This is a genomic window from Ferrovibrio sp. GW821-FHT12E11 (genome assembly GCF_058806975.1).
Window position 1 is genome coordinate 684365 of the sequence record NZ_JBXAQG010000001.1, and the last position, 16755, is coordinate 701119.

18 protein-coding genes are annotated in these 16755 nt (G+C 65.5%); 6 read left to right on the forward strand and 12 right to left on the reverse strand.

Annotated features, from left to right (window positions below; all coding sequences use genetic code 11):
* Positions 1-71: 71 nt before the first annotated feature.
* The 3 genes from AC1ROT_RS03445 to AC1ROT_RS03455 are packed head-to-tail and all read left to right on the forward strand — an operon-like array spanning position 72 to position 4282.
* On the forward strand, positions 72-2156 hold the full coding sequence (locus AC1ROT_RS03445; RefSeq protein ID WP_492997222.1) for a 3-hydroxyacyl-CoA dehydrogenase NAD-binding domain-containing protein: 2085 nt from the start codon (positions 72-74) through the stop codon (positions 2154-2156).
* A gap of 49 nt (positions 2157-2205) precedes the next feature.
* On the forward strand, positions 2206-3816 hold the full coding sequence (locus tag AC1ROT_RS03450; RefSeq protein WP_492970121.1) for a peptide chain release factor 3: 1611 nt from the start codon (positions 2206-2208) through the stop codon (positions 3814-3816).
* Complete coding sequence (locus tag AC1ROT_RS03455; protein WP_492970120.1) at positions 3794-4282, forward strand: hypothetical protein; 489 nt, start codon at positions 3794-3796, stop codon at positions 4280-4282. The genes AC1ROT_RS03450 and AC1ROT_RS03455 overlap by 23 nt, the downstream gene beginning before the upstream one ends.
* Positions 4283-4290: 8 nt before the next feature.
* On the opposite strand, the gene AC1ROT_RS03460 is transcribed toward AC1ROT_RS03455, so the two are convergent.
* The 9 genes from AC1ROT_RS03460 to AC1ROT_RS03500 are packed head-to-tail and all read right to left on the reverse strand — an operon-like array spanning position 4291 to position 13196.
* Positions 4291-4746 (reverse strand): hypothetical protein, encoded by a 456-nt coding sequence (locus AC1ROT_RS03460; protein WP_492997223.1) that lies wholly within the window; start codon positions 4744-4746, stop codon positions 4291-4293.
* Entirely contained in the window at positions 4743-5525 is a 783-nt protein-coding gene (locus tag AC1ROT_RS03465) for an aldo/keto reductase (protein WP_492997224.1), read from the reverse strand. Before AC1ROT_RS03465 ends, AC1ROT_RS03460 begins: the two co-directional genes overlap by 4 nt.
* Positions 5516-6691, reverse strand: a complete 1176-nt coding sequence (locus tag AC1ROT_RS03470; RefSeq protein WP_492997225.1) for an FAD-dependent oxidoreductase — start codon at positions 6689-6691, stop codon at positions 5516-5518. Before AC1ROT_RS03470 ends, AC1ROT_RS03465 begins: the two co-directional genes overlap by 10 nt.
* A 10-nt stretch (positions 6692-6701) precedes the next feature.
* Positions 6702-8156: a bifunctional D-glycero-beta-D-manno-heptose-7-phosphate kinase/D-glycero-beta-D-manno-heptose 1-phosphate adenylyltransferase HldE gene (gene hldE / locus AC1ROT_RS03475; RefSeq protein ID WP_492997226.1), complete on the reverse strand. Its 1455-nt coding sequence runs from the start codon at positions 8154-8156 to the stop codon at positions 6702-6704.
* 38 nt (positions 8157-8194) lie between these two features.
* Positions 8195-8911 carry a metallophosphoesterase family protein gene (locus AC1ROT_RS03480; RefSeq protein WP_492997227.1) on the reverse strand — a complete coding sequence of 239 codons (717 nt, stop codon included), beginning with the start codon at positions 8909-8911 and terminating at the stop codon, positions 8195-8197.
* A gap of 9 nt (positions 8912-8920) precedes the next feature.
* Positions 8921-9448, reverse strand: a complete 528-nt coding sequence (locus AC1ROT_RS03485) for an ActR/PrrA/RegA family redox response regulator transcription factor (protein ID WP_492970114.1) — start codon at positions 9446-9448, stop codon at positions 8921-8923.
* A gap of 40 nt (positions 9449-9488) precedes the next feature.
* Positions 9489-10802 carry an ActS/PrrB/RegB family redox-sensitive histidine kinase gene (locus tag AC1ROT_RS03490; RefSeq protein WP_492970113.1) on the reverse strand — a complete coding sequence of 438 codons (1314 nt, stop codon included), beginning with the start codon at positions 10800-10802 and terminating at the stop codon, positions 9489-9491.
* A 2-nt stretch (positions 10803-10804) separates the two neighbouring features.
* A complete protein-coding gene (gene zwf, locus AC1ROT_RS03495) occupies positions 10805-12277 on the reverse strand; it encodes a glucose-6-phosphate dehydrogenase (protein WP_492997228.1) in 1473 nt (490 codons plus the stop codon).
* A gap of 31 nt (positions 12278-12308) precedes the next feature.
* Complete coding sequence (locus tag AC1ROT_RS03500; protein ID WP_492997229.1) at positions 12309-13196, reverse strand: phytanoyl-CoA dioxygenase family protein; 888 nt, start codon at positions 13194-13196, stop codon at positions 12309-12311.
* Positions 13197-13350: 154 nt separating this feature from the next.
* Here AC1ROT_RS03500 and AC1ROT_RS03505 point away from each other — a divergent pair, with 154 nt between their 5' ends.
* Positions 13351-13884: a GcrA family cell cycle regulator gene (locus AC1ROT_RS03505; protein WP_492970110.1), complete on the forward strand. Its 534-nt coding sequence runs from the start codon at positions 13351-13353 to the stop codon at positions 13882-13884.
* A gap of 74 nt (positions 13885-13958) precedes the next feature.
* On the opposite strand, the gene AC1ROT_RS03510 is transcribed toward AC1ROT_RS03505, so the two are convergent.
* The 3 genes from AC1ROT_RS03510 to AC1ROT_RS03520 are packed head-to-tail and all read right to left on the reverse strand — an operon-like array spanning position 13959 to position 15509.
* A complete protein-coding gene (locus AC1ROT_RS03510) occupies positions 13959-14489 on the reverse strand; it encodes a dihydrofolate reductase family protein (protein WP_492997230.1) in 531 nt (176 codons plus the stop codon).
* Positions 14490-14521: 32 nt separating this feature from the next.
* On the reverse strand, positions 14522-14980 hold the full coding sequence (locus tag AC1ROT_RS03515; protein ID WP_492970108.1) for a VOC family protein: 459 nt from the start codon (positions 14978-14980) through the stop codon (positions 14522-14524).
* A 22-nt stretch (positions 14981-15002) separates the two neighbouring features.
* Entirely contained in the window at positions 15003-15509 is a 507-nt protein-coding gene (locus AC1ROT_RS03520; protein ID WP_492970107.1) for a MarR family winged helix-turn-helix transcriptional regulator, read from the reverse strand.
* Between the two features lie 56 nt (positions 15510-15565).
* Here AC1ROT_RS03520 and AC1ROT_RS03525 point away from each other — a divergent pair, with 56 nt between their 5' ends.
* Together AC1ROT_RS03525 and AC1ROT_RS03530 are read left to right on the forward strand one after the other, a co-directional pair.
* On the forward strand, positions 15566-16357 hold the full coding sequence (locus AC1ROT_RS03525) for an SDR family NAD(P)-dependent oxidoreductase (protein WP_492997231.1): 792 nt from the start codon (positions 15566-15568) through the stop codon (positions 16355-16357).
* A gap of 24 nt (positions 16358-16381) precedes the next feature.
* Positions 16382-16747: a DUF1428 domain-containing protein gene (locus AC1ROT_RS03530; RefSeq protein WP_492970105.1), complete on the forward strand. Its 366-nt coding sequence runs from the start codon at positions 16382-16384 to the stop codon at positions 16745-16747.
* Positions 16748-16755: the final 8 nt, after the last annotated feature.

Genomic DNA, 16755 nt, shown 5'->3' on the forward strand with positions numbered 1-16755 from the left:
GGGTTTTGCCCGGCTCGCCTGCCTCGGCTATAACCGATTGTCCGACAATGTAGAAGCTTCCGGAGAGAAACGTGACCGATCCCGTCTCCTATGCCGTCCAGGACGGCATCGCCGTCCTCACCATTGAAAATCCGCCCGTCAACGCGCTGAGCCAGGGCGTGCGCGCCGGTATCATCGCCGGGCTCGACAAGGCTGATGCCGATGGCGCTGTGCAGGCGGCCGTGATCATCGGCGGCGGCCGCACCTTCATCGCTGGCGCCGATATCAAGGAATTCGGCAAACCGCCGCTGCAGCCCTACCTGCCCGACGTATTGAAACGCATCGAGGCCATGACCAAGCCTGTCGTGGCCGCGTTGCATGGCACGGCGCTGGGCGGCGGCTTCGAGGTGGCGCTGACCTGCCATTGGCGCGTCGCCGTCGACACGGCCCAGGTCGGTTTGCCGGAAGTGAAGCTGGGCGTCATCCCGGGGTCGGGCGGCACCCAGCGCCTGCCGCGCCTGATCGGGCCGAAGCTGGCGCTCGACATGATCGTGCCGGGCAATCCGATCCCCGCAAAAAAGGCGCTCGATCTTGGCGTGATCGACCAGATCGTTGGCCCTGACCTGCTGGCTGGCGGCATCGCCTTCGCCAGGACGGTGGTTGCCGAGAAGCGTCCGCTGCGGCTGGTGCGCGACATGAACGACAAGGTCAGCAATGTCGACCCTGCCGTGTTCGAAGAGTATCGCAAGAGCATCGCCCGCAAGGCGAAGGGCTTCCTGGCGCCCTGGCGCTGCATCGATGCGGTAGAGGCTTCCACCAAACTGCCGATCGACGAAGGCCTGCTGAAGGAGCGCGAATACTTCTTCGAATGCATGGACAGCCCACAGCGCAAAGGCCAGATCCACGCCTTCTTCTCCGAACGCGAAGCCGCCAAGATTCCCGGCCTGCCCGAGGACGTGAAGCCGAAGCAAATCAAGTCGGCGGCCGTGATCGGCTCGGGCACCATGGGCGGCGGCATCGCCATGAACTTCGCCAATGCCGGTATCCCGGTGAAGCTGCTGGACATGTCGCAGGAAGCGCTGAGCCGCGGTCTGGGCGTGATCGAGAAGAACTACGCCACTTCGGTGGCCCGCGGCAGCATGAAGCAGGAGGCGATGGATCGGGCGATGAAGCTGATCTCCGCCACCCAGCATTTCGAGGATATCGGCGATGCCGATATCGTGGTGGAAGCCGTGTTCGAGGAGATGGGCGTCAAGAAGGACGTCTTCGGCAAACTCGATAAGATCATGAAGCCCGGCGCGGTGCTGGCCACCAACACCTCGACACTGGATATCGACGAGATCGCCGCCAGCACCAAGCGGCCGGAAGCGGTGATCGGCACGCATTTCTTCAGCCCGGCGAATGTGATGAAGCTGCTGGAGAATGTGCGCGGCGCCAAATCCTCGCCCGAAACCATCGCCACCGTGATGGGCCTGGGCAAGACCTTGAAGAAAGTGGCGGTGCTGGCCGGCAACTGCGACGGCTTCATCGGCAACCGCATGCTGCATGGCTACCTGCGCGAGGCCAATTTCCTGCTGGAAGAAGGCGCCATGCCTGAGCAGGTCGATGCCGCGCTGGAGGAGTTCGGCCTTGCCATGGGGCCATTCCGCATGGGCGATCTTGCCGGCCTGGATGTCGGCTGGCGCATCCGCAAGGGCAAGGCCCATCTGCGCCCGAAGGACGAGCGCTATTCGAAAATCGCCGACCAGCTCTGCGAACTGGGCCGCTTCGGCCAGAAGACCGGCGCTGGCTTCTACAAATACGAAGGCCGCGATGCCGTGCCCGATGCGGCGGTCAAGGACATCATCCTGACCGCCTCGAAGGAGCAAGGTATTGAACGGCGGACGATTTCCGACGAGGAAATCGTCCAGCGCTGCATGTATCCGCTGGTCAACGAGGGCGCGAAAATCCTGGCGGAAGGCATCGCCATCCGGTCCAGCGATATCGACATCACCTACCTTTTCGGCTATGGCTTCCCCGTCTATCGGGGCGGGCCGATGTTCTGGGCCGAACAGATCGGCCTCGACAAGGTGCTCGCCACGATCCGCGGCTTCCACAAGACCCACGGCAAGTTCTGGGAACCGGCCAAGCTGCTGGTGGAACGCGCCGAAGCCGGCAAGGGGTGGTCCGACCGCTAAGGTTGCCACCGCCTGCTTTGGCATCATTCAGAAGGTGCGTAACAGTCCGATGTCCGAAGCTGCTGTATCCATTCCGGGCGCCGCCGACCCTATCGGCGCCCGGCGCACTTTTGCCATCATCGCACACCCGGATGCCGGCAAGACCACGCTGACCGAAAAACTGCTGCTGTTCGGCGGCGCCATCCATCTGGCCGGCGCCGTGAAGGCGCGTGGCGAGAGCCGCCGCGCCCGCTCCGACTTTCTGAAGATCGAGCAGCAGCGCGGCATCTCTGTTTCCACCTCGGTGATGAATTTCGAGTTTCGCGGCTGGACCTTCAACCTGCTGGATACGCCGGGCCATGAAGACTTCAGCGAGGACACCTATCGGACGCTGACTGCCGTTGACAGTGCCGTCATGGTGCTCGACGCCGCCAAGGGTATCGAAACCCAGACCCGCAAGCTGTTCGAGGTCTGTCGCCTGCGCGATGTGCCGATCGCCACCTTCGTCAACAAAGTGGACCGCGAGGCGCAGGATCCCTTCTCTCTGCTGGATGAAGTGGCTTCCACGCTGGCGCTGGAATGCGTGCCGGCCAACTGGCCGATCGGCATGGGTCACGATTTCCGCGGCTGCTACGACCTGTTCGGTAAGCGCCTGCTGCTGGTCGGCAAGGACAATAAGAATCTCGAGCCGGAAGTGATCATCCTCGACAAGGGACTCGACGACCCGCGCGCCGCCGACTACATCCCCGAGGCCCAGCGCGCCAAGCTGCTGGAAGACATCGCATTAATCGAAGGCGCCTGCGCGCCCTTCGATGTCGAAGCCTATCGCCAGGGCCATATGACGCCGGTCTATTTCGGTTCGGCGCTGAAGAATTTCGGCGTTGACGAATTGCTGAAGGGCCTGGGCGAGTTCGCCCCGCCGCCGCGACCGCAGCCAACCGACAAGCGGATCGTGCAGCCGACCGACAAGGGCGTCACCGGTTTCGTGTTCAAGGTCCAGGCCAACATGGACAAGAACCATCGCGACCGCGTCGCCTTCCTGCGGCTGTGCTCGGGCCACTTCAAGCGCGGCATGAAGCTGAAACAGGTGCGCAGCGGCAAGCCGATCACCGTGAGCAACCCGACGCTGTTCTTCGCCCAGGACCGCTCGCTGGCCGACGAGGCATGGCCGGGCGACATCATCGGCATTCCCAATCATGGCACGCTCCGGGTGGGCGACACGCTGACCGAGAGCGAGGACCTGCGCTTCACCGGCATCCCGAATTTTGCGCCGGAAATCCTGCGTCGCGTGCGCCTCAGCGACCCGATGAAGGCCAAGCACCTGCAGCGCGCGCTGGAGGACCTGGCCGAGGAAGGCGTTACCCAGGTGTTCCGCCCCCGGATCGGCGCCGACTGGATCGTCGGCCTGGTCGGACCCCTGCAGCTCGACGTGCTGGCAGCCCGTCTGGCCGAGGAATACAGCCTGGAGGTTGGCTTCGAAACCGCCCCTTACGACACCGCCCGCTGGGTGGATGCGGCGGAAAAGCGCGATCTGGACGAGTTCATCGAGCAGAATCGCGGCGCGCTGGCCGATGACCGCGACCACAACCCGGTCTTCCTGGCCCGCAATGCCTGGGAGCTCTCCTATATCGAGAAAAAATGGGATAAGATTCGGTTCCATGCAACGCGGGAACGTTCTTAACCATATCCTCGACCGCCGCCGGCTGCTGATCGGCCTGGGCGCGGCGGTGCTGTTGCCGGCCTCTGCCATTGCGCAGGAAAAAGAGAAAAAGAAAAAAGAGAGCGACAAGCCGGTCGAAAAGCCGCTGGTCAACACCTCGGTGTTGATCGTCGACGCGGTCACCGCACCGGTCAACGGCCCGCCCGGCGCCCGGGTCATCATGACGCTGAACATCGACTGTGGCAGCATCGAGAATGCCCGCAAGGTCGACGACCTGATGCCGCGCGTCTACAACGCGGCGATCATGGAGCTGAATCGCGAACCGTTAGGCAAAGAGGGCCGGGTCTACGACAAGGATCTGGAAGGCCTGAAGCGCCGCCTGGTGTTCCAGATCAACCGTGCGCTCGCCGGGCCGCAGGTGGTTGGCGTCTATATCCGCTCCCTGCAGGATGTGCCGGTGATCAAGCCCCCGGCACCACGCACCTGAAAAACGGCTCAGTCTTCGTCGGCATCCCGGCTGAACAGGATCGACTTGGCCTGCATGTCGTCGATGCTGCCCATCAGGTCGGCAATCTTGGCTTCCAGCAGATCGGCGGCCTGACGCGCCAGATGCAGCTCTTCCTCCACCGCCTGCAGCATGGCCTGCCGCGCCGCACCAATGATGGCGCCGTTGGGCTGGGCCGGGAAACTAACGCACTTGGCGACGAAACGGCGCACCGCCGAGGCACTGGGCAGGCTACCCAGCACCAGGCCGGCCGGCAGGGCCACCACCAACCAGGCTTCGTCCTGGCTGACCACCGCAAAGTCACCCTTGGCAAAGCCCGGCTGCGGCGGCGCATCCTCGGCCTGACCCGGCACGTTCACCGGCGCCGGCGTCCAGCCGAAGGACAGGAACTCTTGCTCGCCGGCCGATGCCGGCAGCGCATCCTGTTGCTGGTCCCGATCGCTCACGCCTGCCTCCTCATTGCCCCGTCGACGGCCACCGCATTGGCCCGCAGATTCGCCACCGACAACGTGCCGACCACGATACTGGAAACACCGGGCAGAGTCGCGACCATTGCCAGCGCCGCAGCCGGATCGACCGCATGGCCGCTGGCCAGGGCCTTCTTGATCAGCACGCCCTTGCCAAGCTGCGATGCTCGCACCGCCACCGGCGCCTCGGCCTGCTGGTCGGGATTATAGGTCAGCATCAGGATATCCGTGCGCTCCATCATGCGGAGCGCACCGGCCACGGTCTTGCCGGAAAACCCGCTGGCGCGGATCAGGCCGCGCTGTTTCAGCCGGGCCAGTTCCTCGGCGGCGGAATCGAACCGCCCGGCATCTTCGCCTTCGCCATCGGAATGCAGCAGAACCGCATCGACAGCGTCGGTGCGCAGCCGCTTCAGGCTACGTTCGACCGAGGCGCGGATCGCCGTCGGTGAAAAATCGAAAACCGACACGCCGTTCTCGAAGCTCTCGCCGGCCTTGGTGACGATGGTCCAGGCATCGCGGCCGCCGCTGCGCGGCAGCAGCGCGCCCAGACGTTCTTCCGCAAGGCCATAGGCCGGTGCGGTGTCGATGAGCGTGATCCCCAGATCGCGTGCGACATTCAGCAATGCGATCACGGCCTCGTCGTCGGGCAGATCGAAGCCGCGCGGATATTTCACGCCTTCGTTCCGCCCGATCTTCACGGTGCCGAGGCCGAGCAGGCTCACAGAGAGCCCGGTGCTGCCGAGAGGTCTCATGTCCATGCGACAGCCTCCCAGGGCGCGGCCGCAATTGCCGGCACGGTCCAGTCAGCCACATCGAAAGCGGCCGCGCCCGATGGGGGCGGCAGGTCGGCGAACAGCAGGTCAGCCAGTTGCGGCGCCAGCGCCAGCTTGGTTGGCCAGGCCAGAAGCACGCGGCCGGCACGCTTCAGCACCGGGCCTTCCGGCTTGCGGCCGTCAGCCATCGCCCCTTCGGCGCGGTCGACACGCCAGCCGGCAAAACGGCTACGGCTGAAATCCAGTTTCGGCAGCAGCATGGCGAATTCTTCACGCGCCGCGGCGATCAGTTCGGCCTCGGTCTGCGCTACGCCCTGCTCGGCGATCAGGCCGCCGACATACCAGACCGGCGTGCCGTCGCGGCGCCGATGCGTGGTGATGGTGACGCGCGGCTTGTCGCTGGCATCGAAGCAATGGGCCCAGAGCGGCGCTGGCACATGGTCGACCAGCAGCATCTGCAACGGCCGGCGCTGTGCCACCTGCGGCGGCAGCCCCAACTGCGCGATGATCGTCTCATTGCCGGCACCTGCCGTCGAGATCACGGTGCCGGCAGTGATGCGGCGTGGCCGGCCTTCGGCATCGTGACAGGTGATCACTACATGATCCTCAGCAGGCTCGATCCGCGCATCGGTCGCATGCACGATGCAGCCCTCGCCAAGCCCGGCCAGGGCCGTCAGCAGACTGGGCACATCCAGCACGCATTCATCCAATGCATAGACGGCAGCCACATTATCCGGGTCCTGCAAAGCGACAGGCCATTGCCCGGGCGCCAGCGCATCGACGCGGCCCCGCAGCAGCTTGCTGCCGAAGAAACCGGCGATGCGGCTGGCCAGCGTCCTGCGTGCCCAGAACAGATGATTGGCGGCACTCAGCTTCGCGGCGCGGAGATCCAGTTCGCCGCTGCCGGCCAGACAAGCCCGCCAGCGCGCGGGCATATCGGCCAGCGCATCGGCATCGGCATTGAGCTTGAGGTCGAGGGCGTATTTCAGCCCGCCATGGATGATGCCCTGCGAGGCCAGCGTCTGGCCGGCGCCGAGCGCCTTATGCTCCAGCAACAGGGCGCTGTAGCCCGCCTTGCGCAGGCGCGCCAGCAGCCAGAGGCCGGCAATGCCGCCGCCGAGGATCGCGACGTCGACATCGGGCCTGCTCATGAGGAAACCGTTACGACCGCAGCCGGGCGATGGTCGCCGTGGTGCTCTGGCCCGGAATCTGCCGCGACACCTTCACCTCGCCGCCATAGGCACGCACAAGGTCGCCGCCCACCACCTGATCGATCGTGTAGTCGCCGCCCTTGACCAGCAGGTCGGGCTTCAGCAGTTCCAGCAGAGGGATCGGCGTCTCTTCGCTGAAAATCAGCACCATGTCGACCAGGCCGAGTGCCGCCAGCAGCTGGGCGCGATGACGCTCGTCCTGCACCGGGCGGCTGTCGCCTTTCAGCTTCTTCACGGAAGCGTCGGCATTGATGGCAACGATCAGGCGGTCGCACTGACCCCGCACTTCACCCAGCAGCGCCAGATGACCGGGATGCAGCAGATCGAACACGCCGTTGGTGAAACCGATACGCTCACCGCGGCTGCGCCACAGATCGGCGCGGTCCTTGGCCTGCTGACGCGTCATCACCTTGGCATCGATGCCATGGGGATCGGGCATATGCAGGGCTGCGCGCAGTTCTTCGGGATGCACCACTGCGGTGCCGATCTTGGCCACGACGATGCCGGCGGCGGCATTGGCCAGGCGCGCCGCCTGCGGCAGGCTGCGGCCGACGGCGAGGGCCGCAGCCATGGTTGCCACCACTGTATCGCCGGCGCCCGACACATCGAAAACCTCGCGCGCCTCAGCCGCCAGATGTAGGGGCGCGTCTTTATCCTGAACCAGGGTCATGCCCTTGGCGCCGCGGGTTATCAGCACATTGGCAATGCCGGCTTCTGCGGCCAGCTTGCGGCCGGCAGCCACCGCGCTCGCGTCGGTGTCGCAGGGCTCGCCGCTGGCCAGCGCCGCTTCCTGACGGTTCGGCGTCACCAGCATGGCGCCCTTGTAACGGCGATAATCGCTGCCCTTGGGATCGACCAGTACCGGCTTGCCAGCCTTGGCGGCTGCCTTGACCAGCGTGGCAACCAGTTTGTCGGAGACCGCGCCCTTGGCGTAATCCGACAGCACCACGACGCCGCAATCGGCCAGCGCCTCGGTGGCAGCCGCGATCAGCGCGGCAATCGCCTCGTCCGATGGCGCACCACGGCTTTCATGATCGACGCGCAGCAACTGCTGCCGGCTGCCGATGAAGCGGGTCTTCTCGATGGTGCGGCGGGTCTCGTCCACCACCAGCAATGCCTCGATACCCGGCTCCAGCGCCAGCGCTTCGTTCAGGTGATCGGCGGCTGTGTCGTCGCCCACCAGGCCGAACAGCGCCACCTTCGCCCCCAGGGCGGCAATATTACGGGCAACATTGCCGGCGCCGCCGGGCATGGCGATCTCGCGCTCGGCCAGCATCACCGGGATCGGCGCTTCCGGCGAAATGCGCTCCACCCCGCCGTAGACGAAGCGGTCCAGCATCACATCGCCCACCACCAGCACCCGGGCGGCGGTGAAATCGGCGGCATCGGCGGGAAAATCGGACATGGCCTTCGATACACCGCCTAAAGGCCGATTTCCAGCCTTCAGGTCTGCAGCAGCCGGCGGTCGCCCCCCTCCAGCACCAGGGCGGTCAGCCGCCCGGTGGTATAGGCCCCGGTATCGACACCGATACGGTTTTCACGCCATTCCACCGCATGCACGATGGTATGACCATGTACCACGATCAGGCCGTGATCGACCTCCGAATCGAGGAAGAGGTCACGGATCCAGATCATCTGCTCGCGGCTCTGGCGGTCCAGCGGCAAGCCCGGCTTGATCCCGGCATGAACGAACAGGTAGTCGCCGAACTGCACCTGTTCGACCAGGCCCATCAGAAACTGCTTGTGATGCCGCGGCATTGCCCCCATCAGGCCGCGCTGGGCGAACAGCAGCTCGTCGAAGGACGCCGGGATCTTCACCTTGTAACTGCGCAGCGTGGCGTCGCCGCCATTGGTCAGCCAGAGCGACGCACCATAGGGTGCATCGAGGAACTGCAGCAGCATGTCTTCGTGATTGCCCAGCAGCGCAATACTCTCGATGCCGGGGAAGCGCCCGCGGCACAGACGCTCGATCACCTGGGCGGAATCCGGCCCACGATCGACATAATCGCCGAGATAGACAATGGCGGTCTTGTCCGGCGCTGTCCTGAGGTCGGCTTCGATCAGGCCGTGCAACTGGTCGAGCAGATCGACGCGGCCATGGATATCGCCGATGGCGTAGACGCGTTGGCCGGGCGGGAGTCTTGCCTCCCCGATAAACATCGGGTGTGCCTATTGCGGCGAGCGCTTGGCGAGAATGCGCTGCAGGGTACGGCGATGCATCTTCAGCCGGCGCGCAGTCTCGGAAACGTTGCGGTCACAGAGTTCGAAGACGCGCTGGATATGTTCCCAGCGCACGCGCTCGGCCGACATCGGTTCGTCCGGCGGCGCCGGATGGGCCGCGTTGCCGACGCGCAATGCGCGGTCGACATCGTCGGCATCGGCCGGCTTGGGCAGGTAATCGGCAGCGCCGGCCTTCACGGCGGCAACCGCCGTGGCGATGTTGCCATAACCGGTCAGCATCACCACGCGGGCATCCTGGCGCGCCAGACGAATGGCGCTCACCACATCCAGGCCATTGCCGTCGCCCAGCTTCAGGTCGACCACGGCATAGGCCGGTGGCTTGGCGCGGGCCATCTGGATACCGGCGGCGACAGAGTCGGCCGTCTGCACCTGGTAACCGCGCTTTTCCATGGCGCGGGCCAGCCGCATCCGGAGCGGTTCGTCGTCATCGACAATCAGGAGCGTCATCTCGGTCATAGCGACTCACTCTAGCCCGGCCAGCGGATCAGGCAAAGCGTCAGGATGTCCGCTTCACCAGATCCCGCGGCCAGCTGACCGACACCTGCGTGCCGCCACCCGCGCGATTGGCAAAGGCCACGGAAGCACCGCTGCGGCGCAACAGGTTCATGGCGATGAAGACGCCGAGGCCCATCCCGCCGCTGTCGGGCCGGCTGGTCACATAGGGTTCTCCCAGCGCCGACAGGATATCGACATTCATGCCCGGGCCATCGTCGAGGATGCGCAGCCGGATTGTCCTGTCGTCCCAGCCGACCTCGACCGCCACACGCTGGCGGGCGAATTCCATCGCATTCTGCAGCAGATTACTCAGGCCATGGATGATCTCGGGCCGACGCGGCAGATTGGGCGCACTGCCTTCGCCGGTCAGCGTCACCGCAAACTGGATGGGCTCGCGCCGCCAGGGCTGCGCCGCTGTCTCGACCAGGTTGGCGATGCCGAGATCGGAGAAGGCTTCGGGATCGGAGGTGTCGGACGGCCGGCGCGACAGCCGGGCCAGAATCTCGCGGCAGCGCTCCACCTGACTTTGAAGCAGGGCGACGTCTTCGGTCAGCATGCTGTCAGCCGGCAATTCGCGCGCCATTTCCTTGACCACGACGGCAATGGTGCCCAGCGGCGATCCCAGTTCATGGGCGGCGGCGGCGGCCAGTCCGCCCAGCGCAGAGACCTGCTGCTCGCGCGCCAGCGCCATCTGGGTGGCGGCGAGTGCGTCCGACATGCGGCGGGCTTCCTCCGCCACCTGCCAGGCATAGGCCGCGATGAACAATGTGCCCAGCACCAATGCGATCAGGTTACCCCATTGCAGCAGCGGCGGCTGCAGGATCTCGGACGGATCGTGCCAGGGCAGCGGATAATGCCAGATCGTCATCAGCACGGTGAGCGCAAAGGCCAGCACGCCGAGAATCACGGTGGACCGGAGATTCAGGATCGTGGCCGAGACGGTGACCGGCACCAGGATCAGCACGGTGAAGGGATTATCGATGCCGCCGGTGAAGAACAGCAGGATGCAGAGCTGCACCAGATCGAAGGCCAGATAGCCGGCGGCGCCGTTGGCGCTCAGGCGCTTGGCCGTCGGGTAGACGATGAACAGCACGATGTTGAGCAGCGCCGAAACGGCGACGACGCCCAGCGCCGGCAGCAGCGGCAGCCGGAAATTCAGGCCGAAATGCACGAACAGGATGGCCAGCAGCTGGCCGATGATGGCAATCCAGCGCAAAAGCACCAAGGTCTGCAGGCGCACGCGGCCGGCCGGTTCGTCGGCCTGCCCCACATGGGGGCCGAGACGGTCGCGCAGGGTCTCCAGCAATGCGGCCATGGTTACCGCATATCCTCATGCCAGGTGCGGCCGTCGCGTTCGATCAGGCCGATGGCGGCCGAGGGCCCCCAGCTGCCGGCGGCATAGTGTTTCGGTGCATCGTCCTGCGCGCTCCAGGCAGCGAGGATCGGTTCGGCCCAGCGCCAGGCGGCCTCTACCTCGTCGCTACGCATGAACAACATCGGGTTGCCACGCACCACATCCATCAGCAGGCGCTCATAGGCATCGGGCTGGCGGCCACGAAAGGCTTCGGCGAAGCTGAGATTCAGGGGCGCGGTGCGCAGGCGCATGCCGCCCGGCCCCGGCACCTTGCTCATCATGTGCAATGCAATGCCCTCGTCTGGCTGAAGGCGGATCACCAGCCGGTTCGGCGTCACGTCGCGCGCCGCCGCCGGGAAAATCAGATGCGGGACGGGGCGGAACTGCACCACGATCTCGGAATGGCGTACCGGCAGGCGCTTGCCCGTGCGCAGGTAAAACGGCACACCCGCCCAGCGCCAGGTTTCGACTTCGGCCTTGACCACGGCGAAGGTCTCGGTGCCGCTGGCCTGGCCCAGTTCCTCGGCATAGCCCTTCACGGCCGCACCATCGACGGTGCCATGACCATACTGGCCACGCACGGTCTTGTCGGCAATGTCACGCTCAGTGATCGGCCGCAGCGCCTCCAGCACCTTCAGCTTCTCGTCGCGCACCGCATCTGCGGTGAACTCGTTCGGCGGCTCCATGGCGACGAGACACAGAAGCTGCAAGAGATGGTTCTGCACCATGTCGCGCAACGCGCCGGCATGGTCGTAATAATCCGCCCGGCCCTCGACGCCGATCTTCTCGGCCACCGTCACCTGCACATGATCGACCACGCCGCGATGCCAGACCGGTTCGAACAGCGCATTGGCGAAGCGCAGCGCCATCAGATTCTGCACCGTCTCCTTGCCGAGATAATGGTCGATGCGGAAGACGCGCGCCTCCGGGAAGGCGGCGGCGACGGCGGAGTTGATCGCCTGCGCCGAGGCCAGATCCTGGCCGATCGGCTTTTCCAGCACCACGCGGGCCTGCGCGCGGTTCAGCCCGGCTTTCGCCAGCTGGGTGCAGATGCTGCCGAAAAAGCGCGGCGCCATGGCGAGGTAGAAAACGACGATGCGGTCGTCGCCGCCATCCAGCGCGGCCTTGAGGCCCTGGTAGTCGTCGCTCTTCTGCGCATCCAGCGATAGATAGAAAAAGCGCTGGAGGAATCGCTCGGCGCGCGCGGCGTCGAAATCGTCGGCCGCCACATGCCGGGCCAGCGCAGCACGCGCCATGTCGCGGTAATCGGCGTCAGACATGTCGCCGCGAGCGACCGCAAACAGCCGCGCATCGTCATTGAGCTGCCCGGCGGCGTCGCGGTGATAGAGCGCCGGCACCAGCTTGCGCAACGCCAGGTCACCGGTGGCGCCGAAGATGACGAGATCGAAGGAAAAACTGCCGCTCGGATTGGTCATGCAGCGAGCGTGGCACTCTCGCCGCACCTAATCAATCCTCAAGGAAATGCGGCTCGGGCCTGTCATGCAGGGCCTCGAAATGCACCAGTGCCGGCGCAGGCCCCAGTGGCACCGGCCGGCCGTCGCGAAACGCCCATTCGCCGCGATCGCAATCCTGTGCCGTCACATAGCCGTTGATATACAGGCGACGGTCCCGCGCCGAGACATTCGGACCCGAACCATGCACCAGATAGGGCGACCACAGGGCCAGATCGCCCGGCGCCAGTTCCAGGTCCACCACCGCGGCAGGATCGAGCCCCGCGATCCGCAGGGCCTCGTCCTGCATGCTCTGCTGCAGGATCGGGCCGTCGCCACCCAGGGCCAGATCGCCCAGCCGATGGCTGCCGGGGATGACCCGCATGGCGCCGCTCTGCTTCGTATGGGGATCGATGGCGAGCCCGGTCTGGATGTAGCTCTGCGCCAGATGGCGAAACGCGCTCGGCGGCCGGCGGAAACGGCTGTCCTGGTGGTAGGCGAATTCCACGCGCAGCCCGCCCGGCGGCTTCCAGTGCATCTGGTTGATGATCTGCTTGAGATCGGCGCCCAGCAGCGGCGCCAGCAGGACGGCGAAGCGCGGATCGAGCCGCACGGCGTCCAGAGCCGGTTCTTCCCAGCTCGGCCACTGCACCATGCGCAGGATACGGCCCAGATTGGGGTCCTCGCCCAGCCGGTACATCAGGTTGCCATGGCGCCAGCTGCGGCCCCGGGCGAGGCCGCGCGCCTGCACCCGGTCGAATGCCTCGGCGATCCCGGCCACTTCGCCGGCGGAAAACAGCCCGCGGACAACCGCATAGCCGTCCCGCTCGTAAACCGAGCGAAGCTGGGCAGGGTCCGTCGGCTGATCCTCGGGGATTATTTTACGGTCCAGGGCTGCGTTCATCTGTGGATAACTGCGAGTCGGCCTCGCAGACTTAAGGGCTTAGCGAAGCCATTTCCAGAGATTCTTGTGGATAATAAAAGAGTCCGGTTGACCCCGAACCGATTTTGTCGCCTTTACCTGATTTAGCGGCCAACGCCAACTATGGGGGCTAAATATGGTGTGGACTGACGAGAAGGTGAAGCTTCTGGTACAACACTGGGAAGCTGGCCAATCCATCACCCAGATCGGCAAGCAGCTCGGCATGACCCGGAACGCCGTGGTGGGCAAGGCCCATCGCATCGGTCTGGCCAAGCGCGCCTCGCCGATCATGCGGGCTGACAAGCCGGCCCAGCCCCGTGCGGCGGCCAGCCCGGGCGGCGGCAGTGCCGCGTCCGGCGGCGACGTTCACCGAGCCCCGGCCCCGGCCCGCGCGCCGGTCCAGGTGAAGGACGAAGCGGCGACACCCCATGCCCCGCACAGCCACAGCCCGCAGGCCCCGCTGACGGCGGCGATGCTGGCGGCGCTGACGCCCAGCACTGGCCCGCGCTGCAAGTGGCCGATCGGCGACCCGAAGACCTCGGAATTCGATTTCTGCAGCCACGTGGCGCTGCCCAGCAAGCCCTACTGCGCCGCCCATTGCGCCGCGGCCTATACCAACTGGAATCCGGAGAGCGCCGTCGAGGCGGTGAAGGCGATCAACGCCGCCTGAGCCAAATCGAAGGTCCGGTTTCCGCAAAAAGCCCGGCAGGGAAAACCTGCCGGGCTTTTTCGTGTGCTGCGGGATCAGGCCGGAACGTATGTCAGCCTGATCGTCTCCTCGCCGATGCGGTCGCTGGCCACAAGGCGAAGCCGCGGCCGCGGGCCGGCGAAGAAAGGCGCACCACGCCCCAGCACGACCGGGTGGTAGTACAGCCGGTATTCATCGATAAGACCGAGCCCGCTCAGGCTGTGGGCCAGCACCGGTCCCGAAACGGCGATCTCGCCGGCATGCTGATCCTTCAGCCCGCGCACCACTGCCCCGAGGTCCCCCTCGACAAGCGTGGCATTGGGGCCGACCGACTTCAGCGAGCGCGACACCACCCATTTCGGCTGGCGCCGCCACACGGCTGCAAATTCGTGTTCCGCCGCAGTCCACTCGGGATGGTCTTCATCCCAGTAGTGCATGATCTCGTAGATGCGGCGGCCGTACACGCTGCCCGCCAGATCCCGCACCAGCTCTATCCAGTGACGGAAGAGCACGGGGTCTGGCGCAAACTCCTGATGGTCGACATAGCCGTCCAGGGACAGGTTCATTCCGAAGACGAGCTTCGCCATGCCGGTGGAACTCCTGCAGCGCCAGGACCGGCCTACTCAGCCGCCTGGGCCATGCGGCCTTCGCAGTTGATCATCCACGGGATGCCGAAGCGGTCGGTGACCGTGCCGAAACGTTCGGCCCAGAAGGTCTCGGTAAGCGGCATGGTCGGCGTGCCCTTGTCGGCCAGCGCCTTGTAGATGCGCTCGGCCTCGGCCACGCTGTCAACATTGAGGGTAACCGAGAGGCCGGCCGGCTTCTCGAACATCGCCGGCGGTGAATCTGACGCCATGAGCATCACGCCGCCGACTTCCAGACAGGCATGCATGATGAGGTTTCCCATGCCGGTCATGTCGGGGGCACAGCCCTCTGCCGGCGGCGTATGGCCCTCGGGCATCGGCGGCGCATCGCTGTATTTCATCAGCGCCGTCAGCTTGCCGCCGAGATGCTTCTCGTAATAGCGCATGGCATCGGCGCAGTTGCCGTTGAACATCAGATAGGGATTGATCTTCATGGCCGTATCCTCCTCTGGGTGATTACGAAAGCGCGCGCAGGTCGCCGCGCAGATGGTCGGGGTCGGACACGCCGAGCAGGCGGTCGATGGCTTTATGGGTGCGCGTCCAGATCGGCAGGGCCGCCACCAGCAAAGCGCGCCCGGCCGCAGTAAGTTCCAGGCGACGGCTGCGCCGGTCTTCGGCGTCAACCAGGATTGCCAGCAGACCGCGACGTTCCAGCGGCTTGAGATTGGCGGTCAGCGTCGTGCGGTCCATCGCCAGCAGTGCCGCCACCTCGGCCATTGGCGCCGGCTCGGGCCGGTTCAGCGACATCAGCAGCGAAAACTGCCCGTTGGTCAGCGCCACCGGCCGCAACGCCTCGTCGAAGCGCCGCGCCAGGGCACGCGCCGCACGCTGCACATGCAGGCACAGGCAGGTGTCGCGCACGAACAGCGTCATTTCCAGCGGCAGCGCGCCCATCGGATTGCGGTATTCCGGCATCTTGCGGATGTCAGGCTTGGCCGTCGCGGGGGCAGGTTTCTTTGACATGTCTATATTATGTTGATATCAACCTATTTGAGTCAAGCGCTGAAACGGGAGCAGCCATGCTGCTGCGGGACAGGACGGCAGTCATTCACGGCGGCAGCGGGGCCATCGGCGGCGCCGTGGCGCGGGCGCTGGCCCGCCAGGGCGCCCGCCTCTTCCTTGCCGGCCGCAGCGCGGCGAAACTGGAGGCCGTGGCACGCGACATCCGTACCGCCGGTGGCCGGGCCGAAACCGCCGTGGTCGACGCTCTGGATGAAACCGCCGTGACGCAGCATGCAGCAGGCGTGGCGCGGCAGGCCGGTCGCATCGATATCGCTCTGAACGCCGTGGGCGTGGCGCATGTGCAGGGCGTGCCGCTGGCCGAACTGTCACTGGAGGACTTCTTCCATCCGGTCAGCGTCTATGCCCGCACCAATTTTATCACCGCCAAGGCCGTGGCACCGCATATGACGGCCGACGGCGTGATCCTGATGCTCACCACGCCGGCCGGTACCATGGCAGGGCCGGGCTTCATGGGCCACAGCGCCGCCTGCGCGGCAGTCGAAGCGATGAACCGGCATCTCGCCGGCGAACTCGGCGCACAGGGCATCCGCACGCTCTGCCTGCGCGTCCATGCCACGCCGGAAACCCTGGCCGCCGACTCACATGCCAAAGCGGTCTTCGGCCAAGTGGCCGAGCGCGCGGGCCTGCCGGTGGAAACGATGCTCCAGGGTGCGGCGCAGTCGACGCTGCTCAAACGGCTGCCGACGCTGGAGCAGATCGGAGAAACCGCCGTCTTCCTCGCCTCCGGCCATGCCGGCGCGATGACGGGATCGGTGGTGAACCTGACCTGCGGTGCCGTGTTACACTAAGAGATCAACCAAGGGAGAAACGTGATGAGTTATGTCGATGGGTTCCTGTTGCCGGTGCCGAAGAAGAATGTGGCCGCCTACAAGAAGATCGCCGCCAAGGCCGGCAAGATCTGGATGGAGCATGGCGCGCTGCAGTATTTCGAATGCGTCGGCGATGACATCAATCCGGCCTTCGGCCTGCCCTTCCCCAAGATCATGAAGCTGAAGAAAGGCGAAGTGCCGTTCTTCTCCTTCATCATCTACAAGTCGAAGGCCCAGCGCGACCGGGTGAACAAGAAGGTGATGAGCGATCCGCGCCTGCACGCGATGGCACCCGACAAGTCCAAGCCGGTCTTCGACATGAAGCGCATGTGCTTCGGCGGCTTCAAGACGATCGTCAATCCAAAATAGGCGCGAAT